Here is a 20949-nt window from a genome sequence, read left to right as displayed (position 1 = left end):
CACCAAACGGGAACGTGCCCCACATCACATCACCCGCCCTCCCCCGCGCCCGCCCGGTCTTGATACAAATTGCCCGCGCGTTCCTGTCCGTCGACAGTCGTCGCCCAATCCCCCTTTTGTGCCGCTTCTTTCGCATGCCCTGGGAACGCCCGTGTCCGCCCCCCGCACCACTCCCTGGCCGCTCGTCGCCCTGTTCACGGCCGGGTACCTCGCTCCCTATCTGCTGCCGACCCTCGTCGGCCGGCTCGACGCCTTTCTGCCCGTGTCCGCGACCCAGGCGGGTGCCATCGGCAGCGCGCTGCTGCTGAGTTCGGCGACCGCCGGGTTCCTGCTGGCCTCACTGGTCGAGCGGGCAGGCCCTCGCCGCCTCGCCCGCGCCGGACTGCTGCTCGCCGTCACCGGCTACGGCACGGCCGCGCTGCTGCACGCCGTACCGGCCGTCGTCGCCGGAGCGGTCGTCGGCGGCTTCGGCTCGGGCACGGTGACCGCGGTCGCCGCCACCCGGATAGCCGCCGAACGCGATCCGCACCGCGCCTCCGCGCTCGGTCTGCTCGGCGTCTCGGCGCTGGCGGGCGCCGTCTACCTGACCGTCCCGCACCTCGGCCCCGGCCACGGGCTGCCGCCGGCCGCGATCGCGCTGACCGCGATGGCCGTGTGGCCGTTCACCGGGCGGCTGCCCGCCGCCGCGGCCGTACCGCGCGCCCGGCGCGAGCGCGCCCCGCTCCCCCACCTCGGCGCCGGTCTCGTCCTGGTCGCCGTCATGCCCTTCTGGTCGCTCGCGCAGAACGCGCTGTGGGGCGTCAGCGGCCGCATCGGGCTGACCCAGGCCCATCTCACCGAGGCGACCGTCGGCGCGGTCTTCGCCGTCGCGCTCGGCGCCGGACTGCTCGGCGTCCTCGGCGCGGGGGCGCTCGGTCCCCGGCTCGGCCATGCGCTGCCCGTGGGCGCGGGGACGGTCCTGATCGCCGGGTGCATCGTGGTCAGCGCCTCGGCCACGGGCCTGCCGGCCTTCGCGGGCGGCGAGATCGCCTGGAACGCCTGCTACCCGATCGTCCTGTCTTATCTGATCGGCCTCGCCGCCTCCCTCGATCCGCGCGGCCGCTGGGCGGTGCTCGTCGGCTCGGCGTCCTCGCTGGGAACGGCCGCGGGCCCGCTGACCGGCAGTCTGCTCTCCGCGCAGGCGGGCTTCCCGGCGATGGGCGCGATCCTGGCGGCCGGGCTGCTGCTGATCGCCGTACCGATGACGGCCGTGGCGCTGCGGGCGGGCCGCCGGCCGCTGCCCGTGGTCGAGATCGCCGTGGAGAGCCCCGCCCCGCGGACGGCCACGGCGGCCTGAGGCACTGCGCGACGGCGGCCACCGGAAGCAGACCCCCAGCACCGGAACCGGCCGCCTGTAGGGCGTGTTTCGAAAGTCCCGTCGTCCGCCCGAGGGGCGGGCCCCGCGGCGTCCGGTGCCTGCGCCCCCAAGGCGCCGGAGCGCCCTGACAGCGGAGCTGTTCGGGCGTTTCGGCAACGCCGCTGGGGGTCCCCCTCCGGGGAGTGCGTGCCAGGCGTCGCGAGGCAGGCGCGACTTTCGGACCCCGACCTAGAACTCGTACGCCTCGACCTCGGCGAGGCAGCGCGCCCGGCGTTCCTCGTCGTCGTCCAGGAAGGAGGCGAGGAAGGAGTTGCGCGCCAGGGCGCGCAGGGTCTCGTCGCCGAGGTGCAGTTCCTCGCGCACGGCGGTGAAGTTGTCGCCCGCGTAGCCGCCGAAGTAGGCGGGGTCGTCGGAGTTCACCGTGCACAGCAGGCCCGCGTCCAGCATCGCGGGCAGCGGGTGCCCGGCGAGGGAGTCCACCGCCCGCAGCCGGACGTTGGACAGCGGGCACAGCGTCAGCGGGACGCGGTCCCGGACCAGCCGGGCCACCAGGGCCGGGTCCTCCATGCAGCGCAGCCCGTGGTCTACGCGCTCCACGCCGAGCACGTCCAAGGCCTCGGTGATGTACTCCGGCGGGCCCTCCTCGCCCGCGTGCGCCACCCGGCGCAGCCCGAGCGCGGCGGCCGCCTCGTACACCGCGCGGAACTTCGCGGGCGGATGGCCGACCTCGGCCGAGTCCAGCCCCACGCCGGTGATCAGGTGCAGATACGGCTCGGCCTCGTCCAGTGTCCGCAGCGCGGACTCGGCGGACTCGTCGCGCAGGAAGCACATGATCAGCCGGGTGGAGACGCCGTGGTTCTCCTCGCTGTGCTCCAGCGCCCGCCACAGCCCCTCGACGACCGTGCCCATGGACACACCGCGCGCGAGGTGGGCCTGCGGGTCGAAGAAGATCTCCGCGTGCCGCACCCCCTGCGCGGCGGCACGCGCGAGATAGGCGTCGGCGAGATCGGCGAAGTCCCGTTCGGTGCGCAGGACCGCCATCAGCTCGTAGTACAGGTCCAGGAAGGACTGGAGGTCGTCGAAGCGGTACGCCTCGCGGAGCGCGTCCGTGTCGGCGTACGGCAGGGTCACGCCGTTGCGCGCGGCCAGCTCGAAGGCCAGCTCCGGCTCAAGCGTGCCTTCGATGTGGAGGTGCAGTTCGGCTTTGGGGAGGGGCATTACGGCATCGTACGACCGTATCGCCCTCGTTTCGGAACTGCCGCGATCGGCGGCGGGTCCTAACGACGCTTCGGAAGGGCCACCCGGAGCAGGTCGTGCGCCACGGTCAGCTCACCCTCGAACCCGGCCGCGCGCGCCTGGCGCTCGAACTCCTCCGGGTCGGTGTAGCGCTGGCTGAAGTGGGTGAGCACGAGGTGGCGCACACCGCCCTCCCGGGCCACCCTCGCGGCCTGGCCCGCCGTCAGGTGACCGTGGTCCGTGGCGAGCCGCTCGTCCTCGTCGAGGAACGTCGACTCGATGACCAGCATGTCGCAGCCCTCGGCGAGCGCGAACGCCCCGTCGCACAGCCGGGTGTCCATGACGAACGCGAACCGCTGGCCGCGCCGCACCTCGCTGACCTCCTCCAGGGACAGGCCGTCGAGCACCCCGTCGCGCTGGATACGGCCCACGTCCGGGCCCCTGACGCCGTGCGCGGCCAGCTTCTCGGGCAGTATGCGGCGGCCGTCGGGCTCGGTGAGGCGGTAGCCGAAGGACTCCACGGGGTGGGAGAGCCGGCGGGCCTCCAGCAGGTAGCCGGGCGTCTCGGCGATGACGCCGTCCCCTGCCACCGGGGCCTCGGTGAGCCGGACCGACTCCCGGTAGGCCGTGGAGTAGCGGAGGCGGTCGAAGAAGTGGCGGCCGGACGCCGGGAAGTGGGCGGTGACCTCGTGCGGCACCTGGTCGAGGTTCACGCGCTGGATCACCCCGGCCAGGCCCAGCGAGTGGTCGCCGTGGAAATGCGTGACACAGATCCGGTTCAGGTCGTGCGCGGCGACCCCGGCGTGCAGCATCTGGCGCTGCGTGCCCTCGCCGGGGTCGAACAGCAGGCCGTCGCCGTCCCAGCGCAGGAAATAGCCGTTGTGGTTGCGATGCCTGGTCGGGACCTGGCTGGCGGTGCCCAGCACCACCAGTTCACGAGCGGACACGACACCTTATCCCGGGGGCCATTCGAGGCCGCGGCCCCCGAGGACATGGGCGTGGGTGTGCCACACCGTCTGGCCCGCGCCGCTGCCCGTGTTGAAGACGATGCGGTAGCTGTCCAGCTTGTCCTCGTCCGCGACGGACCGGGCCTCACGCAGCACGTCCGCGGCGATCGCCGGTTCCGCGGCGGCCAGTTCGGCGGCGTCGGCGTAGTGGACCTTGGGGATCACCAGGACGTGGGTGGGAGCCTGCGGGTTTATGTCGCGGAAGGCGACCGTGGTGTCCGTCTCCCGCACGATCGTCGCGGGGATGTGCTTCGCGACGATCTTGCAGAACAGGCAGTCTTCCTGAGCTTCGCCCGCCATGCGGCTCCCTCCGGGGTGGGGTGACGTGAGGCATCGTATCGTCGGCGTCCGCGAGTTGCCGTGGCCGGTCACTCCTCGTCCCCGACGACCGGGGGTGTCTTCGGCGGCCGGGTCCTGAGCCCCTCCAGGGCCAGCCGGATCGCCTCGTCGAGCTGGGTGTCCCTGCCCGCCGCCCAGTCCTGCGGCGTCTGCACGACCTCCACGTCCGGGTCAACGCCGTGGTTCTCCACGCCCCAGCCGTAACCGTCCAGCCAGAAGGCGTACTTGGGCTGGGTGATCAGCGTGCCGTCCACCAGGCTGTAGCGGCTGTCGATGCCGACGACCCCGCCCCAGGTGCGCACCCCGACGACCGGGCCGAGACCGAGCGCCTTGATGGCGGCGTTGACGATGTCGCCGTCGGAGCCGGAGAACTCGTTGGCCACGGCGACCACCGGACCGCGCGGGGCGTCCTGGGGGTAGCTGTAGGGCCGCATGCCGCGCGGGACGGCCCAGCCGACGATGCGGCGGGCCAGTTTCTCCACGACCAGCTGGGAGGTGTGGCCGCCGCGGTTCTCGCGCAGGTCGACGACGAGTCCCTCGCGGGCGACCTCCACCCTGAGGTCGCGGTGGATCTGCGCCCAGCCGGGGGCCTGCATGTCGGGGACGTGCAGATAGCCGAGGCGGCCGCCGGAGACCCGGTGGACATGGGCGCGGCGGTCGGCGACCCAGGCGTGGTAGCGCAGGGGCTCCTCGTCTGCCAGCGGGACCACCACGGCATGGCGGAGGTCGCCGCCGCCCGAGGGGGCGACGGTCAGTTCCACCGGCCGGTCCGCCGTGCCCACTAGGAGCGGCCCGGGGCCGGTCACCGGGTCCACCGGCACTCCCGCGACCGCTACGACGGCGTCCCCCGGCCGCACGGCCACGCCCGGCGCGGCCAGCGGGGAGCGGGCCTCGGGGTCCGAGGTCTCGGTGGGCAGGACGCGGTCCACCCGCCAGGTCCCGTCCTCGTGGCGCGAGAGGTCGGCGCCCAGCAGACCCTGCCGGTCGCCGCCGTGGCCGCCGCCCGGGATGACGTAGGCGTGGGAGGTGCCCAGTTCGCCGTGCACCTCCCAGAGCAGGTCGACGAGGTCGTCGTGGGTGGCGACGCGGTCCACGAGGGGGCGGTAGCGGTCCAGGACGGCGTCCCAGTCGACGCCGTTCATGTCGGCGCGCCAGAAGTGGTCGCGCATGATGCGGCCGGTCTCGTCGAACATCTGGCGCCACTCGGCGGCCGGGTCGACGGTCCGGCGGACCCGCCCGAGGTCGACGGTGATGTTGGAGTCGCTGTCGACGTCGGAGGAGGCCCGCCGGTCGCTGGGGACGACCTTGAGGTGGCCGTCGGTCCACAGCAGGACCCGCTTGCCGTCTCCGCTGACCGCGAAGTGGTCGGCGTCGGAGGCGAGATGCTCCACGCGCTGCCCGGCGAGGTCGTAGCGCTCCAGCTCGGTGTGCGGGTCGGGCGCGTCGGGCGTGGCCCGGGAGACTCCGAGGACACCGCGCACGGGGTGGCGCAGCCACAGCACACCGTCCTTGGCGGCGCGCAGGTTGGAGTAGCGGGCGGCCTCGACCGGGAAGGGCACGATGCGGTCGGCGAGGCCGTCGAGGTCGATACGGGTGGTGGGGGTGCCCTCGCTGTCGGGGGTCTCGTCCTTGTCGGACACCTCGAAGGGGCGGCCGTGGCGCTGCGGGCCGAAGGGCGAGGGCGTGGTCGCGGCGAGGGTGATCAGATGCGGACGCGATCCGGTGACGAAGGCCAGGTCGAAGACGTGCTCGTCGTAGACCGGGTCGAAGGAGCGGGTGGAGAGGAACGCGAGGTGCCTGCCGTCGAGGGTGAAGGCGGGCGCGTAGTCCTGGAAGCGCAGCGGGGTCGCCTCGGTGACCGTCAGGTCGGTGGTGTTGGCGAGCCTGAGCTGGCTGAGCGGGTGCGGGCCGGGGTGGGACCAGGCGAGCCAGCCGGAGTCGGGCGAGAAGGCGAGGCCGGACACGTCGCCGTGCTCGCTGCGGTCGAGTTCGCGGACCTCGCCGCTCTCGCGTTCCACGAGGAGCACGCGTCCGTCGTGCGCGGCGACCGCGGCGCGGGTGCCGTCGGGGGCCATGGCGAGGCCGAGGACCCGGCCCAGCCGGCCGGCCGCGACACGGCGCGCGGTGGTGCCGGGCGCGGGGCCGGTGGCGGGCGCGAACTCCAGGGCGTCCTCGCCCTCGGCGTCCGTCACCCACACCGCCCATTCCTCGCCCTCGACGCGGAAGGTGCGCGGCAGCCGGGCGCGGACGCCGGGTTCGGCGGCCAGGACGCGGGTGGGGCCGGCGCGGTGGGTGACCCAGTGGACCGCGCCGCGCACGTTCACCGCGCTGCCGCGGGCGCTGTGGTCGGGGGCCGCGGAGCCGAACCAGCGGCCGGCGTCCACGGTGTGGGGCTGCCGGTCGGTGCGCTGGCCGCCGAGCCGGACGTCCAGGCGGCGCGGCTCGGCGCCCTCCAGGTCGTCCAGGAGCCAGAGTTCGCCCGCGCGGGCGTAGACGACCCGGTGGCCGTCGCTCGTCGCGTGCCGGGCGTAGAAGCCTCCGAGGGGGGTGTGGCGGCGCAGGTCGGAGCCGTCGGCGAGGGAGGAGTACAGCGCGCCGGTGCCCTCGTGGTCGGAGAGGAAGGCGAGGCGCTCGCCCACCCAGCAGGGGTGCTCGATGTTGCCGTCGAGGTTCTCGTGCAGCCGGACGAACTCGCCGGCGCCTTCCTCGCCGCCGACGGCCCGGTCGATCCACAACTTGCCCGCGGTACCGCCCCGGTAGCGCTTCCACCACGCCGCCTCGCGGCCCATCGGCGCGGACAGCAGCACGGTGGCCGGGCCGAACGCCACGTCGCCGACGGGACCGTAGGGCAGCGTCTCGGCCGGGCCGCCGTCGAGCGGGACGGCCCGCGCCCAGGTGCGGCGCAGGGTGGCCTGGCCGTGGGTGCTGAGCACCAGGACCCGGCCGTCCGGGGTCCAGCCGCGCACCTGGGTCTTCGCACTGCCCCAGTACGTCAGCCGCCGGGCGGGTCCGCCGTCGGCCGGGGCGATGTGCACCTCGGGGGTGCCGTCGCGGGTGGAGGTCCAGGCGACGGTGGTGCCGTCGGGCGATATGCGCGGCATGGTCACCGGCATGTTGTCGGCGCTCACCCGCCACGCCCGGCCGCCGTCGAGCGGCGCGAGCCAGACGTCGTCCTCGGCGACGAAGGCGACCGACTCGCCGTGCAGGTGCGGGAAGCGGAGGTAGGCCGACGGGGTCGGAGCTGCGGTCTGCGTCACGCGATCAAGCGTATGCAGCGGAGGCGGGCGAGGCGGGCGGTTCCGATCACTTGGCCGTGGCCGGGGGCTGCTTGGGCACCTCCGGGGGCTGCTTGGCCACCGCCGGGGGCTGCTTGGCCACCGCCGGGGGCTGCTGATGACCTCCGGAGGCTGCTAGGCCACTGCCAGGGGCTACTTGACGGCCTCCGGAGGCTGCTTGGCCACCGCCGGAGGCTGCTAGGCCACTGCCAGGGGCTACTTGACGGCCTCCGGAGGCTGCTTGGCCACCGCCGGGGGCTGCTGACGACCTCCGGGGGCTACTTGCCCTGCACCGGGCGGCATTGCGGGTAGTCGTCGCACCAGACGGTCTGGGTGACGGTCACCGTGACGGCGGGGCCGGGCACCTGGCCCGCGGGCGGGGTGGGGGCGGCGTCGCAGTCGCCGAGGCCCTGCACGCGGAACACCTGCCTGCCGCCGACCTTCGCGGTCAGGTCGCCGCGTACGCACGCCCCGTCGACCGCGCGGGTCACCCGGCCGTCGACCGTGATGTCCTTGCCGTCGTCGGTCTCGCCCTCGCAGTGGACGGTGGCCACGTCGTCCCGCGTCGCGGACGGCGAGGCGCTGTCGCCGCCGTCCACCTTGGCCGTGCAGGTGAGCCAGCGCACGTTCGCGTTCATCCGCTCCAGCTCCCGGGTGGCCAACTGATCGGTGGTGAACGAGACCGTGGCCGAACTAAGACCCGCCGGGTCGCACGCCGCCACCCCGCCCACGGCGATCACCGCGAGCGCCAGCGCTGCCGCGCCCCGCCGGGTCCGTCGTCCTCGTCCGCCGCGCCAAATCCGTCGCAATGCCCCCATGGGGGACAGCCTGCCACCGCCCCGCCCGTCGCGGTAGTACGCATACGGCCATCGCGCGTGTGTGCCAGGGCCCTTCTGGCGGATCTCCGGGGGAGAAGGAGCGGCGTCCGGTGCGTGCGGTCGGCGTGCGGCGCGGAGGGTCATGTGGCGGAGCCACCTGTCCCTTCGCACCGTGCGGCTGGGGGTACCTCCCACGCCCTTGAGGCGCTGGGGGAGTGCGTGCCGGGGCGTCGCGACGCCGCGGAGAGCCGTCAGAAGGGCCCTGAGGCCCTTCTGACGGATCTAGCCCCCGAGCAGCAGCCACTCCTGAAGCTCCACCAGGTTGCCCTCGGGGTCCTTGAGATGGGCCACCCGCATCCGGTCGGTCATCGGCGCCGGGCCGTGCAGGAGTTCGGCGCCGCGGCCGGTGATCTGCTCGCAGTACGCGTCGAGGTCGTCCACCCGCAGCACCACCAGGGACCGGTGCCCGGCCGCCGTGTCGCCCAGTTCGCCCAGCACCGCGGCCATCATCGCCCGGTCCTGCAGCGCGATGCCCGCGGAGCCGGCGGCGGGGCTGAACTTCTCGTACGGTCCTTCGGTCGCGCCCGACCGGGGCTTGAGGCCGAGGACGTCGGCGTAGAAGCGGTAGCAGGCGGCGAAGTCCGTCACCAGCAGCCGTACCTGGGCGAGTTCCATGACCTTCCCCCGTCCTCAGGACCAGCGGCCGGTGCGGCCCAGCAGCAGGGCCGCCGCCGCGGTGCCGGCGGTCGATGTCCGCAGCACGGTGCGCCCGAGGACGTAGGGCTTCGCGCCCGCTTCCGCGAACAGCGCCAACTCCTCCGGGGACACGCCCCCTTCGGGGCCGACGACCAGCACGATCTCGCCCTCGGCGGGCAGTTCGGCGGTGGCGAGGGGTTCCTCGCCGCTCTCGTGGAGCACGGCGGCGAAGTCGGCTCTGGCGAGAAGTGCCGCAACCTGCCTGCTCGTCGCGGCGTCCGCGACCTCCGGGAAGCGCACCCGGCGGGACTGCTTGCCCGCCTCGCGGGCGGTGGCCCGCCACTTGGCGAGGGCCTTCAGCCCGCGCTCGCCCTTCCACTGCGTGATGCAGCGGGAGGCGGCCCACGGGACGATCGCGTCCACGCCGGTCTCCGTCATGGTCTCCACGGCGAGTTCACCGCGGTCGCCCTTGGGCAGCGCCTGCACGACGGTGATCCGGGGCTGTTCCCCGGGCTCCTCGTGGACCGGGGCGAGCTCCACGACCAGCCGGTCCTTGCCCTCGGCGGCCTTCACCACGCCCTCGGCCCAGCGCCCGAGCCCGTCGGTGAGCACCACGTCCTCACCGGACCGCAGCCGCTTCACCGAGACGGCGTGCCGTCCCTCGGGGCCGTCGAGCACGAACTCGCGTCCCACGCCGTCGAGCCGGTCGACCACGAACACGGGAGCCGTCATCCGTGCGCACCTCCTTGTGCCGGAAGGTCCGACAACGCTGTCCTGGCCGCGGCGAGTTCCCCGGCCAGTACCTCCACCAGCCGCCCGGCGGGCAGGTCCCGTGCCATGCGGTGCCCCTGGCCCGCCCACAGCGACATCGCCTGGGCGTCGCCGGCCTTCGCGGCCGCCTTGCGCAGCGGCGCGGTGAGGTGGTGGACGTCGGGGTAGGCGGCGGGGGCGTAGGGGCCGTGCTCGCGCACGAAGCGGTTCACCAGCCCGCGGGCCGGGCGCCCGGAGAACGCCCGGGTGAGCTCGGTGCGTACGTAGAGGGGGTCGGTCAGCGCCTGCTTGTGCAGCGCGGACGCCCCGGACTCGGGCGTGGCGAGGAACGCGGTGCCGAGCTGGGCGGCGCTCGCGCCCGCGGCGAGCACGGCGGCGATCTGGCTGCCGCGCATGATGCCGCCGGCGGCGACGATCGGCAGGGCGACGGTCTCGCGGACCTGCGCGACGAGGGACAGCAGGCCCGTCCCGGCCCGCTCGGCCCCGGGCAGATCGCGGTGGGTGCCCTGGTGGCCGCCGGCCTCCACGCCCTGCACGATCACCGCGTCGGCGCCGGCCCGCTCCACCGCGAGCGCCTCCTCGGCGGTGGTCGCGGTGACGAGCGTGACGGTGCCGACGCGGCGCAGGGCCGCCAGGGCCTCCGCGGCGGGCACGCCGAAGTGGAAGGAGACCGCCGGGACAGGGTTGTCCAGCAGGACGGCCAGCTTGTTGTCGTAGCCGTCGTCGCGGCCGCTGTCGGGATCGCCCAGCTCGGTCTCGTACCAGGCGGCCTCGCCGGCGAGCTGGTGGGCGTAGACGTCGACCGCGGCGGGGTCGGGGTGTTCGAGGACCGGCATGAAGAGGTTCACGCCGAAGGGGCGGGCGGTCAGTCCGCGCAACTGCTTGATCTCCTGGTACATGCCGTCCGTCGTCTTGTACCCGGCGGCCAGGAAGCCGAGCCCTCCGGCCTCGGACACGGCGGCGGCGAGCTGCGGCACGGAGACGCCGCCCGCCATGGGGGCCTGCACGATCGGAAGGGGGAGAAGACCGGTCAGCGCGGAGGACATGCCCGCATGTTGTCACGTCCTTCGAACAAGTCCGAATCGGGACTTCCGGGAGGCATAGGCCTGTGGCACGGGTGGCTTTCACCTGTTTGCGAGAGCCACCCGAGCCGTACGGCGAAACCGTCGGGCGCCGTCGGTCAGCGACCGTTGAACGCGTCCTTCAACCGCCAGAACAGTCCCTGCTGCCCCGGCTGACCGTGCCCGCCCGGGGGCCGACCCCCGGACCCCCGGCAGCCGGCCCGACACCCGTCAGCGACCGTTGAACGCGTCCTTCAACCGCGAGAACAACCCCTGCTGCCCCGGCTGGAACTGTCCCTGGGGGCGTTCCTCGCCGCGGAGTTTGGCCAGCTCGCGCAGCAGGCGCTCCTGCTCCGGGTCGAGCTTGTTCGGGGTCTGGACCTCGACGTGGACGATGAGGTCGCCGCGGCCGCCGCCGCGCAGGTGCGTGACGCCCCGGTTGTGCAGCGGGATCGACTGGCCGGACTGGGTGCCGGGCCGGATGTCGACCTCCTCCATGCCGTCGAGCGTCTCCAGCGGCACCTTCGTGCCGAGGGCCGCCGCCGTCATCGGGATGGTCACCGTGCAGTGCAGGTCGTCGCCGCGCCGCTGGAACGTCGAGTGCGGCAGCTCGTGGATCTCGACGTAGAGGTCGCCGGCCGGACCACCGCCGGGGCCGACCTCGCCCTCGCCGGCGAGCTGGATCCGGGTGCCGTTGTCGACACCGGCCGGGATCTTCACCGTCAGGGTCCGGCGGGAGCGGACCCGGCCGTCACCGGCGCACTCCGGGCACGGGGTCGGCACGACGGTGCCGAAGCCCTGGCACTGCGGACAGGGCCGCGAGGTCATGACCTGGCCCAGGAAGGACCGGGTGACCTGGGAGACCTCACCACGGCCGCGGCACATGTCGCAGGTCTGCGCGGAGGTGCCCGGCGCCGCGCCCTCGCCGCTGCACGTGGTGCAGACGATGGCCGTGTCGACCTGGATGTCCTTGGTCGTGCCGAAGGCCGCCTCGTCGAGCTCGACCTCGATCCGGATCATCGCGTCCTGGCCGCGCCGCGTACGCGAACGCGGGCCGCGCTGGGACGCCGTGCCGAAGAACGCGTCCATGATGTCCGAGAAGTTGCCGAAGCCGCCCGCGCCGAAGCCCGCGCCCGCGCCGCCGGCCTGCGAGAGCGGGTCGCCGCCGAGGTCGTAGACCTGCTTCTTCTGCGGGTCCGACAGCACCTCGTAGGCGGCGTTGATCTCCTTGAACCGCTCCTGGGTCTTCGGGTCCGGGTTCACGTCCGGGTGCAGCTCGCGCGCGAGCCGCCGGAAGGCCTTCTTGATCTCATCCTGCGACGCGTCGCGACGCACGCCGAGAACGGCGTAGTAGTCCGTGGCCACTTACGACTCCGCCAGGATCTGTCCGACGTAACGTGCCACTGCGCGTACCGCTCCCATCGTTCCCGGGTAATCCATGCGGGTCGGTCCGACCACGCCGAGCTTGGCGACTGCCTCGCCGCCCGAACCGTAGCCCACCGACACCACCGACGTGGAGTTGAGTCCCTCGTAGGCGTTCTCGTGACCGATGCGCACGGTCATGCCCGAATCCCCCGCCTCGCCCAGGAGCTTGAGGAGCACGACCTGCTCCTCGAGGGCCTCCAGGACGGGACGGATGGTGAGGGGGAAGTCATGTCCGAAGCGCGTCAGATTGGCGGTGCCGCCGATCATCAGCCGCTCCTCGGTCTGTTCGACGAGCGTCTCCAGGAGGGTGGAGAGGACCGTCTGGACCGTGCCGCGGTCCTCCGGTTCGAAGGCCTCCGGCAGATCCTGCACCAGCGGGGGCACATCCGTGAAGCGCCGGCCCGCCACCCGGCTGTTCAGCCGCGCCCGCAGATCCGCGAGCGAGGCCTCGCCGAACGGCGCCGGGCAGTCGACCATCCGCTGCTCGACCCGGCCGGTGTCGGTGATCAGCACCAGCATCACCCGGGCCGGGGCCATCGACAGCAGCTCGACGTGCCGGACCGTGGACCGGGTCAGCGAGGGGTACTGCACGACGGCCACCTGCCGGGTGAGCTGCGCGAGCAGCCGCACCGTGCGGGCCACGACGTCGTCGAGGTCGACGGCGCCGTCGAGGAAGTTCTGGATCGCCCGCTTCTCGGGGGCGGTGAGCGGCTTGACCTCGGCGAGCTTGTCGACGAACAGCCGGTAGCCCTTGTCGGTCGGGATCCGTCCGGCGCTGGTGTGCGGCTGCGCGATGAAGCCCTCGTCCTCCAGGGCCGCCATGTCGTTGCGCACGGTCGCCGGGGAGACGCCGAGGTTGTGGCGCTCGGTGAGGGCCTTGGAGCCGACCGGCTCCTCGGTTCCGACGTAGTCCTGGACGATGGCGCGCAGCACCTGGAGCCTTCGTTCACTGAGCATCGCGCACACCTCCAGCAGTCGTCACCCTGGCGCTCTGTCCCTCTGTTGCCCCCGCCTGGCACTCGGAACATGGGAGTGCCAGCCTCACCGGCCCAGTGTACGGCTGTCGGGTGGCCCCCCGGCAAGACCGGTCCCGTACGACCGTGCCCCGCGAGGGCGTCACCGTTAGCGTCGCGGTATGACGGTGACTTGGGAAGACCTGGGATGGGAGCCGCTGGCCACAGGGGTCGGCCGGTGCCGGCTCCCGGTGTGGGACTGCACGGCGGGGCTGGTCCTCGGAGACGGCGCGGCGCTCCTGATCGACGCGGGTTCGAGCCTGTCTGAAGGGAAACTGCTGCGGACGCGGGCCGCATGGCTGGCCGGCCGCGATGTGACCCATCTCGCGCTCACCCACCCCCACTTCGACCATGTCTTCGGCGCTGCGGCGTTCCCGGACGCGGAGGTGTTCGGCGCGGTGGGTGTGGACGGGGCCCTGACCGGGGCCCGCGCGGGCGACGAACTGCGCGCGGACGCGGTGCGCCACGGTCTGGACGCCGAGGCGGCGCGCGAGGCCTCGGCCGCGCTGGCCGCGCCCCGCCACCACGTCACCGGCGAGTGGACCCTGGACCTGGGCGGCGGCCGCCAGGTCCTGCTGGCCAACGTCGGCCCCGGCCACACCGCCCACGACCTCGCGGTCCTGGTCCCCGGTTCGCCCGAGGTCGTCTTCTGCGGCGATCTGGTCGAGGAGTCCGGCGAGCCGCAGGCGGGCCCGGACGCGGTGCCCTCCCGCTGGCCGGACGCGCTGGACCGGCTGCTCGCCCTGGGCGGCGAGGACGCGCTGTACGTCCCCGGTCACGGAGCGGTGGTGGACGCCGCGTTCGTCCGGCGGCAGCGGGACGAGCTGGCGCGGCGGTTCGGCGTGTCGCCCTGACGGGGCCCCGGCTTCTCCTATCGTCATCCGAATGCGCCAGTACTCCGCCGACCTCACCCCGCCGTGGAAGAAGCCCCAGCCGGTTCCCGAGGTCCCGGCCGAGCCGGGTCTGGTGGTCGAGGAGCCCGGCACCGGCTTCTGCGGCGCGGTGATCCGCTGCGAGGCGGGCACGGTGACCCTGGAGGACCGCTTCGGCAAGCACCGCGTGTTCCCGCTGGAGCCGCGCGGCTTCCTGCTGGAGGGGCGGGCGGTGACGCTCGTGCGCCCGTCCTCCGCCCCCGCCCGCCCCGCCCGTACGGCGTCCGGTTCGGTGGCCGTGCCCGGCGCCCGCGCGCGGGTGGCCCGGGCCGGGCGGATCTACGTGGAGGGCCGCCACGACGCCGAGCTCGTCGAGAAGGTCTGGGGCGACGACCTGCGGATCGAGGGCGTGGTCGTGGAGTACCTGGAGGGCGTGGACGACCTCCCGGCGATCGTCGCGGAGTTCGCCCCCGGTCCGGACGCCCGCCTCGGCGTCCTGGTGGACCATCTCGTGCCGGGCTCCAAGGAGTGGCGCATCGCGCAGGAGGTGACCGGCGAACACGCCCTGGTGGTGGGCCACCCCTACGTCGACATCTGGGAGGCCGTGAAACCGGCGTCCCTGGGGATCGCCGAGTGGCCCCGCGTCCCGCGCGGCCAGGACTGGAAGACGGGCGTGTGCCGGGCCCTGGGCTGGCCGCCGGAGAACACCGGCGCGGTGTGGCAGGCGATCCTGGGACGGGTCGGGTCGTACAAGGACCTGGAGCCGGAGCTGCTGGGCTGCGTGGAGCGGCTGATCGACCATGTGACGGTGCCGGTCGAGCCCTGAGGCGGGGCGCGGCCGGGGCTCCGGCCGTCTGGTGGACCCTGGAGCTCCGGCGCCGGCCGTCCGGTGGGCGCCGAGGCAGGGCTCCGGCGCCGCCGTCCCGTGAACCCCTGGGCTCCGGCGCCGGCCCTCCGGTGAGCCCCTGGGCTCCGGGGCCGGCCCGTCCGGTGGGCTCCGGGGCTCCGGGGCCGGCCCGTCCGGTGGGCTCCGGGGCTCCGGGGCCGGCCCGTCCGGTGGGCTCCGGGGCTCCGGGGCCGGCCGTCCGGTGAGCCCCTGGGCTCCCGCGCCGGCCGTCGGGTGAACTCCGGGGCTCCCGCGCCGGCCGCCCGGTAAGCCCCCAGGCAGGACTCCGCCGCCGTCCGGTCGCCCCGGCCGCTCAGTCCACCAGGTCCCTGACCACCGCGTCCGCCAGCAGCCGTCCCCGCAGGGTCAGCACCGCCCGGCCCTCGTCGTACGGCTCCGGCCGGAGCAGTCCGTCGGACAGGGCCCGGCGGGCGGCGGCCAGGCCGTCCGCCTTCAGCAGGTCCAGGGGCGCGCCCTCGCGCAGGCGCAGCTCGAGCAGGACGCGCTCGACCCTGCGGTCCTCGTCGGTCAGCAGCTCACGGCCCGCGCCCGGGGAACGGCCCTCCGCGAGCGCCGCCGCGTACGCCCCCGGATGCTTGACGTTCCACCAGCGCACGCCGCCCACGTGGGAGTGCGCTCCGGGGCCCGCGCCCCACCAGTCGGCCCCGCGCCAGTAGAGCTCGTTGTGCAGACAGCGGGCGGCCTCGGAGGTGGCCCAGTTGGACACCTCGTACCAGTCGAAGCCCGCCTCCGAGAGCATCTGCTCGGCGATGAGGTAGCGGTCGGCGTGGACGTCGTCGTCGGTCATCGGGACCTCGCCGCGCCGGATGCGCCGGGCGAGCTGGGTGCCCTCCTCGACGATCAGGGCGTACGCCGAGACATGGTCCGGGCCCGCCCCCAGCGCCGCCTCCAGCGAGGCCCGCCAGTCGTCGTCGGACTCGCCGGGGGTGCCGTAGATCAGGTCGAGATTGACGTGCTCGAAGCCCGCCTGCCGGGCCTCCGCGACACAGGCCTCGGGCCGGCCGGGGGTGTGGGTGCGGTCCAGGACCCTCAGCACGTGCTGCCGGGCGCTCTGCATGCCGAAGGAGACGCGGTTGAAGCCGCCCTCGCGCAGGGCGCTCAGATAGGCCGGGCCGACGGACTCCGGGTTGGCCTCCGTGGTGACCTCTGCGTCGGGTGCCAGGCCGAACTCGTCGCGGACGGCCCCCAGCATCCGTACGAGGTCCTCGGCGGCCAGCAGGGTCGGTGTGCCGCCGCCGACGAAGACCGTGCGGACCTCGCGCGGGTCGTCGCCGAGCACCTTGCGGGCGAGGCGGATCTCGTCGATCAGGGTCTCGGCGTAGTTGTCGCGGGAGGCGAGCACACCGCCGGTGCCGCGCAGCTCGGTCGCGGTGTAGGTGTTGAAGTCGCAGTAGCCGCAGCGGGTCGCGCAGTACGGGACGTGCAGGTAGAAGCCGAGGGGCCGGTCGGCGGACCCGGCGCGCGCGGACGCGGGCAGCGCGCCGTCGGCGGGGACGGGCTCGCCGTCGGGAAGTGCGGAGGGCATGTCCTCCAGTGTCCCCCATGTGTCCCCCGTGCCCGGTCCGGCCGGGTTCCGGGAGTCCCGCCGGGGTTCTCTCAGGTCCGGGGCCGTTCGGCCTGGAGGACCAGCAGGGCCAGGTCGTCCTCCGGAGGCTGGACCCCGAAGTCGTGGACGAGCCGTCGGATGCGTTCCGCGATCAGCTCGGCGTCCAGGCCCGCGCAGCCGGCGAGCGCGGTGGCGAGGCCGTCGCCGTCGTCGAACTGGCGTGAGCCGTCGCGCCGCTCGGTGACCCCGTCCGTGACGCAGAGCAGGCTGTCGCCGGGCCGCAGCGCGAAGGTCTGACTGGTGTACGTCTCGTCCTCGACGACCCCGAGCAGGGTCTGCGGCCGCGCGACCGTACGGACCCCGCCGTCCGGGCCGAGCAGCAGCGGCAGCGGGTGTCCGGCGGAGGCGAGGGTGCAGCGGACCCCACCGTCGAAGGGCACGAGCTCGCCGAACAGCAGCGACAGGAAGCGTGTCTGCGGCCCGTCCCCGGGCAGGGCGGGGCCCACCAGGGCGCGGGCGGCGGCGTCGGCGGTCTCGGTGGCGTCGTCGAGGAGCAGCTGGTTGAGGCGGTCCAGGACGTCGGCGACGCGGTAGCCCTCGCGGGCCAGCAGCCGCAGCCAGGGCCGGGCGAGGCCGATGACGACGGCGGCCTCCGGACCCTTGCCCTGGACGTCGCCCACGGCGAAGCACCAGCGGCCGTCGCCGGCCGGGAAGAGGTCGTAGAAGTCGCCGCTCGGGCCGCCCTTGTCGAGCGGCTCGTAGACGAGCGCGCTGCGCACGCCGGGGATCTGGGCGACCGCGCCGGGCAGCAGGCCGCGCTGGAGCACGGCGCTGATGGTGGCCTGGCGGGCGTACTGCCGGGCGGCGCCGATCGCGAGCGCCACCCGGCGGGCCAGGTCCTCGACCAGCCCGGTGATCTCGTCGGGGAAGCGCAGGATCCCGGCGCGGCCGATGACGAGCGTGCCCAGCGGGCGGCCCCCGGCGATCAGCCGGTACGCGAGCGCCGAGCCGTACGGGGCACCCGGCGCGAGGGCGGCGGCGGGCCAGGGGTGCCCGACGGGCCCGGAGCGCAGGCCGTCCGGCGGGCGGGGCGGTTCCTTCTCCAGGGCGCGGCGCAGTTCCTCGGTCCGGTCCTCGCAGCCGTGCCAGACCCGCCCGAGGCGCGGTCCGGGCGCCCCGCCGCCCTCGCTCCAGCCGCGCCCGGTGGCCTCGTCCTCCAGCCAGATCGCACACCAGTCGGCGAGGCGCGGCACGATCAGCTGCCCGGTCAGCGCGGCCACCAGGTCCTCGTCGAGCTGTCCGGCGAGCAGGTCGGAGGCCTCGGCGAGGAAGGACAGCGCGCCACGGCCGAGCCAGTCGCCGTCGCGGTCCGCCCGCGCGGTCTCGTGACCGAACAGGGCGCAGGCGTCCAGGGCGGTGTCCGGATCACAGCCGCCGTCCTCGCCACCGAGCCGCGCCCAGACGGTCCTGGCTCCCCCGCGATAGGTGACGCCCCAGCTCTCGGCGAGCCCCGCGACGAGCCGCAGACCACCCCCGTACTCGTGGCTCTCCCCGGCGCCGACGCTCGGCCGTGCCGGGTGCCGGTCGCTGACCTCGACGACGAGGGACCCGTTGTCGGGCTCCAGCCGGCAGGCCAGCTCCACGTCGGTCCCGGTGTGCACCACGGCGTTGGTGACCAGTTCGCTGACCACGACCAGGGCGTCGCCCGCCAGCCGCTCGCCGAGCAGGTCGGCCCCCGCCACCCCGAGCTCCGCCCACTGCCGGAACGCCCCGCGCGCCAGCCCCCGCGCGTTCGCGGGCGCGAGCGACCCCCCGCTCACGGTCGTACGGAAGCGGGGGTCACCGGGCCGCGCGGAGGCGGGGGGAACGGTCTCCCGTTGCACCGGAATGGCCCCCATGGACGGCTCCCGAGCAGGTAGGACGAATGCACATCTGTCGCCCGCCACAGTGACAGAAAGACCCCACCCATAAGCACCGAGTAACCAATCAACGCCACCCCACCCCCCATCCGTGCTACGGTGCCGCCCCCCAAAAAAGCCACCCGAGGAACAACGCCCCAAGGGACGCGGGCAACTGCGCAATCGTCAGGGGCACGGGGAACTGCGCGGTCTCCAGGGGCACGGGCAACCGCGCGACCTCCAGGGGCGCGGGGAACTGCGCGACCTCCAGGGGCGTGGGGAACTGCGCGAACAACCACAACGGACCCGCAGGAACCCACCGGCCCTTCAAGAGGCGCGGGGAACTGCGCAATCTTTCAGGGGCGCGGGCAACTGCGCGTCGTCAGGGGCGCGGGGAACTGCGCGACCAGGCACGGCACCCGCCGCACCCACACGCCACCCCCGGCACCCCCGACCCAAAAGGGGCGCGGGGAACTGCGCGACAGGCCACGGCACCCGCCGCACCCGCCACACAGCCCCGCACCCCCAAGCCCGCACGTGCCAAACCCCACGCGGCAAGCGGAACGCGCCAAGCGAAAAGAACTACGCCTCCCGAGCCCCCGCGTACATCTCCTCCAGGAGATGCGAGTACTCCCGCTCCACAACCGGCCGCTTCAACTTCAGACTCGGCGTGATCTCACCGTGCTCGACATCGAGATCCCGCGGCAGCAGCCGGAACTTCTTGATCGTCTGCCAGCGCTGAAGCCCCGAGTTCAGCTGCTTGATGTACCCCTCGACCATCTCCACCGTCGCCGGCGCGGCCACGATCTCGGCGTACGACCCCTTGATCCCGTTGTCCGCGGCCCACCCGCCGATCGCGGCCTCGTCGAGCGCGATGAGGGCGGTGCAGAAGTTCCGGTCCGCACCGTGGACGAGGATGTTGGAGACGAACGGGCAGACCGCCTTGAACTGCCCCTCGATCTCGGTGGGCGCGACGTACTTGCCGCCGGAGGTCTTGAAGAGGTCCTTCTTGCGGTCGGTGATGCGCAGGTAGCCGTCGGGCGACAGCTCGCCGATGTCACCGGTGTGGAACCAGCCGTCCGCCTCCAGCACCTCGGCGGTCTTCTCGGGCAGCCCGTGGTAGCCCTGCATGACACCGGGACCGCGCAGCAGGATCTCGCCGTCGTCCGCGATCCGCACCTCGCAGCCGGGCAGCGGCTTGCCCACGGTGCCGGTGCGGTAGGCCTCGCCCGGGTTGACGAAGGACGCGGCGGAGGTCTCGGTGAGGCCGTAGCCCTCCAGGATGTGGATGCCGGCGCCGGCGAAGAAGTAGCCGATGTCGGGCGCGAGGGCGACCGAGCCGGAGATACAGGCGCGCAGGTTCCCGCCGAAGGCCTCGCGCAGCTTGGAGTAGACGAGCTTGTCGGCGACCTTGTGCTTGGCGGCGAGGCCGAAGGGCGCCTTCGCGGTGCCGGTACGGCGGAAGTTGTCCTGGGTGACCTTGGCGTACTCGCGGGCGACCCCGGCCGCCCACTGGAAGATCTTGTACTTGGCGGGACCGCCGGCCCGGGCCTTGGCGGCGACGCCGTTGTAGACCTTCTCGAAGATGCGCGGCACGGCGGCCATGTAGGTCGGCTGGACGACCGGCAGATTCTCGATGATCTTGTCGACCCGGCCGTCGACGGCGGTGACATGGCCGACCTCGATCTGGCCGGAGGTGAGCACCTTGCCGAAGACGTGCGCGAGCGGCAGCCACAGGTACTGCACGTCGTCCGGCCCGACCAGCCCGGTCGCGGCGATGGCCTTGGCCATGTACGACCAGTTGTCGTGCGGCAGACGTACGCCCTTGGGGCGGCCGGTGGTGCCGGAGGTGTAGATGAGCGTGGCGAGCTGGTCGGCGGTGATCGCCGCGACCTTCTCCTTGATCAGCCCGGGGTCCCGCTCCAGCCGGGCGGCGCCGCGGCTCTCCAGTTCGGCGAGGGAGAGCACCCAGTCGCCGGTCTCCACGCCCTCGGCGTCGATCACCACGACATGGGTGAGGTCGGGCAGGTCGGCGCGCTTCTCCTGGGCCTTGGCCACCTGCTCGGCGTTCTCCGCGATCAGCACCCGGCTGGCGGAGTCGGCGAGGATGAACGCGGCCTCGTCGGCGTTGGTCTGCGGGTAGATCGTCGTGGTCGCCGCGCCGGCGCACATGATGCCGAGGTCGGCGATCAGCCACTCGACCCGGGTGGCGGCGGCGAGGGCGACACGCTGCTCGGGCTCCACGCCGAGCTCGATGAGCCCGGCGGCGAGGGCGTAGACCCGCTCGGCGGCCTGCCCCCAGCTCAGGGACTTCCACTCTTCCGGACCCTGCCCGTCGGCGGCGGGCACCGGGTAGCGGTACGCCTCGGCATCCGGCGTGGCGGCCACGCGTTCCAGGAAGAGAGCCGCGACGGACGGCGGACGGTTCTCGATCAGAATCTGTGTGTCGCTCACGACATCCTCCGGGGCCCGCGACGATGCGGCTGGCTCAGGGCGGCTAGCGCCAACACTGCGGCTTGGTTCTCACCCACGAGTCCTTGTTTAACTCGCGAGTAACTATCGAGCAGGGACAGGTTAGAGCCCCGTCGGCTCCTGCGTAAGGGTGTGCGGCCTGTCACTTCCTACAGACACGTACCCGCCGGTCGGTCGGGCACGAACGTGCCGGTCCTGCGAAGACGCCCCCGGCACCCGGGCGACGACCCGCCCGCCCGTCCCCCGCGAACGCACC

The 20949-nt window shown here is 73.7% G+C and carries 16 protein-coding genes; 3 read left to right on the top strand and 13 right to left on the bottom strand.

The annotated features are described in order from the left end of the window. The first annotated feature begins 151 nt into the window (after positions 1–151). A complete protein-coding gene (locus ACFYR0_RS02230; protein WP_389320784.1) occupies positions 152–1336 on the top strand; it encodes an MFS transporter in 1185 nt (394 codons plus the stop codon). Between the two features lie 249 nt (positions 1337–1585). On the opposite strand, the gene ACFYR0_RS02225 is transcribed toward ACFYR0_RS02230, so the two are convergent. From ACFYR0_RS02225 to hrcA, 10 genes are all read right to left on the bottom strand, one after another. After that, positions 1586–2575, bottom strand: a complete 990-nt coding sequence (locus ACFYR0_RS02225) for an adenosine deaminase (RefSeq protein WP_389320781.1) — start codon at positions 2573–2575, stop codon at positions 1586–1588. 59 nt (positions 2576–2634) lie between these two features. Continuing rightward, positions 2635–3540, bottom strand: coding sequence for a ribonuclease Z (locus ACFYR0_RS02220; protein ID WP_389320778.1), 906 nt, complete (start codon positions 3538–3540; stop codon positions 2635–2637). A 6-nt stretch (positions 3541–3546) separates the two neighbouring features. Beyond that, entirely contained in the window at positions 3547–3900 is a 354-nt protein-coding gene (locus ACFYR0_RS02215) for a histidine triad nucleotide-binding protein (protein ID WP_389320776.1), read from the bottom strand. A 68-nt stretch (positions 3901–3968) separates the two neighbouring features. Beyond that, the gene (locus tag ACFYR0_RS02210; RefSeq protein WP_389320773.1) at positions 3969–7196 is read right to left on the bottom strand and encodes a S41 family peptidase; all 3228 of its coding nucleotides are present in this window, start codon (positions 7194–7196) and stop codon (positions 3969–3971) included. Positions 7197–7492: 296 nt separating this feature from the next. Beyond that, a complete protein-coding gene (locus tag ACFYR0_RS02205; protein WP_389320772.1) occupies positions 7493–8032 on the bottom strand; it encodes a hypothetical protein in 540 nt (179 codons plus the stop codon). Between the two features lie 282 nt (positions 8033–8314). After that, a complete protein-coding gene (locus tag ACFYR0_RS02200; protein ID WP_389320769.1) occupies positions 8315–8707 on the bottom strand; it encodes a VOC family protein in 393 nt (130 codons plus the stop codon). A 15-nt stretch (positions 8708–8722) separates the two neighbouring features. Continuing rightward, on the bottom strand, positions 8723–9460 hold the full coding sequence (locus ACFYR0_RS02195) for a 16S rRNA (uracil(1498)-N(3))-methyltransferase (protein ID WP_389320767.1): 738 nt from the start codon (positions 9458–9460) through the stop codon (positions 8723–8725). Continuing rightward, complete coding sequence (locus ACFYR0_RS02190; protein ID WP_389320764.1) at positions 9457–10545, bottom strand: nitronate monooxygenase; 1089 nt, start codon at positions 10543–10545, stop codon at positions 9457–9459. The genes ACFYR0_RS02195 and ACFYR0_RS02190 overlap by 4 nt, the downstream gene beginning before the upstream one ends. Positions 10546–10791: 246 nt before the next feature. Further along, on the bottom strand, positions 10792–11925 hold the full coding sequence (gene dnaJ, locus ACFYR0_RS02185; RefSeq protein WP_386378450.1) for a molecular chaperone DnaJ: 1134 nt from the start codon (positions 11923–11925) through the stop codon (positions 10792–10794). Further along, positions 11926–12942, bottom strand: coding sequence for a heat-inducible transcriptional repressor HrcA (hrcA, locus tag ACFYR0_RS02180; RefSeq protein WP_389320760.1), 1017 nt, complete (start codon positions 12940–12942; stop codon positions 11926–11928). 178 nt (positions 12943–13120) lie between these two features. On the opposite strand from hrcA, the gene ACFYR0_RS02175 reads away from it, so the two are divergent. Both ACFYR0_RS02175 and ACFYR0_RS02170 read left to right on the top strand, forming a co-directional pair. Beyond that, positions 13121–13852: an MBL fold metallo-hydrolase gene (locus tag ACFYR0_RS02175; protein ID WP_389320757.1), complete on the top strand. Its 732-nt coding sequence runs from the start codon at positions 13121–13123 to the stop codon at positions 13850–13852. Between the two features lie 31 nt (positions 13853–13883). After that, on the top strand, positions 13884–14696 hold the full coding sequence (locus ACFYR0_RS02170; protein ID WP_389320755.1) for a DUF3097 domain-containing protein: 813 nt from the start codon (positions 13884–13886) through the stop codon (positions 14694–14696). Between the two features lie 373 nt (positions 14697–15069). On the opposite strand, the gene hemW is transcribed toward ACFYR0_RS02170, so the two are convergent. From hemW to ACFYR0_RS02155, 3 genes are all read right to left on the bottom strand, one after another. Then, a complete protein-coding gene (gene hemW / locus ACFYR0_RS02165) occupies positions 15070–16302 on the bottom strand; it encodes a radical SAM family heme chaperone HemW (RefSeq protein WP_389320752.1) in 1233 nt (410 codons plus the stop codon). Between the two features lie 71 nt (positions 16303–16373). Beyond that, positions 16374–18143, bottom strand: coding sequence for a SpoIIE family protein phosphatase (locus ACFYR0_RS02160; protein ID WP_389320750.1), 1770 nt, complete (start codon positions 18141–18143; stop codon positions 16374–16376). A gap of 660 nt (positions 18144–18803) precedes the next feature. Further along, positions 18804–20675 carry an AMP-dependent synthetase/ligase gene (locus ACFYR0_RS02155; protein ID WP_389320747.1) on the bottom strand — a complete coding sequence of 624 codons (1872 nt, stop codon included), beginning with the start codon at positions 20673–20675 and terminating at the stop codon, positions 18804–18806. Positions 20676–20949: the final 274 nt, after the last annotated feature.

Origin of the sequence: Streptomyces sp. NPDC005017, assembly GCF_042873115.1 — a bacterium.
Lineage (GTDB): Bacteria > Actinomycetota > Actinomycetes > Streptomycetales > Streptomycetaceae > Streptomyces.
This window is presented reverse-complemented; position numbering and strand designations above follow the sequence as displayed.

What these genes read in the sequence shown, in the direction of transcription:
- ACFYR0_RS02225 (WP_389320781.1), bottom strand. Translation starts at nt 2,575, where the DNA reads ATGCCCCTCCCCAAAGCCGAACTGCACCTCCACATCGAAGGCACGCTT.
- ACFYR0_RS02215 (WP_389320776.1), bottom strand. Translation starts at nt 3,900, where the DNA reads ATGGCGGGCGAAGCTCAGGAAGACTGCCTGTTCTGCAAGATCGTCGCG.
- hemW (WP_389320752.1), bottom strand. Translation starts at nt 16,302, where the DNA reads ATGCCCTCCGCACTTCCCGACGGCGAGCCCGTCCCCGCCGACGGCGCG.
- ACFYR0_RS02190 (WP_389320764.1), bottom strand. Translation starts at nt 10,545, where the DNA reads ATGTCCTCCGCGCTGACCGGTCTTCTCCCCCTTCCGATCGTGCAGGCC.
- ACFYR0_RS02200 (WP_389320769.1), bottom strand. Translation starts at nt 8,707, where the DNA reads ATGGAACTCGCCCAGGTACGGCTGCTGGTGACGGACTTCGCCGCCTGC.
- ACFYR0_RS02195 (WP_389320767.1), bottom strand. Translation starts at nt 9,460, where the DNA reads ATGACGGCTCCCGTGTTCGTGGTCGACCGGCTCGACGGCGTGGGACGC.
- ACFYR0_RS02205 (WP_389320772.1), bottom strand. Translation starts at nt 8,032, where the DNA reads ATGGGGGCATTGCGACGGATTTGGCGCGGCGGACGAGGACGACGGACC.
- hrcA (WP_389320760.1), bottom strand. Translation starts at nt 12,942, where the DNA reads ATGCTCAGTGAACGAAGGCTCCAGGTGCTGCGCGCCATCGTCCAGGAC.
- ACFYR0_RS02170 (WP_389320755.1), top strand. Translation starts at nt 13,884, where the DNA reads ATGCGCCAGTACTCCGCCGACCTCACCCCGCCGTGGAAGAAGCCCCAG.
- ACFYR0_RS02175 (WP_389320757.1), top strand. Translation starts at nt 13,121, where the DNA reads ATGACGGTGACTTGGGAAGACCTGGGATGGGAGCCGCTGGCCACAGGG.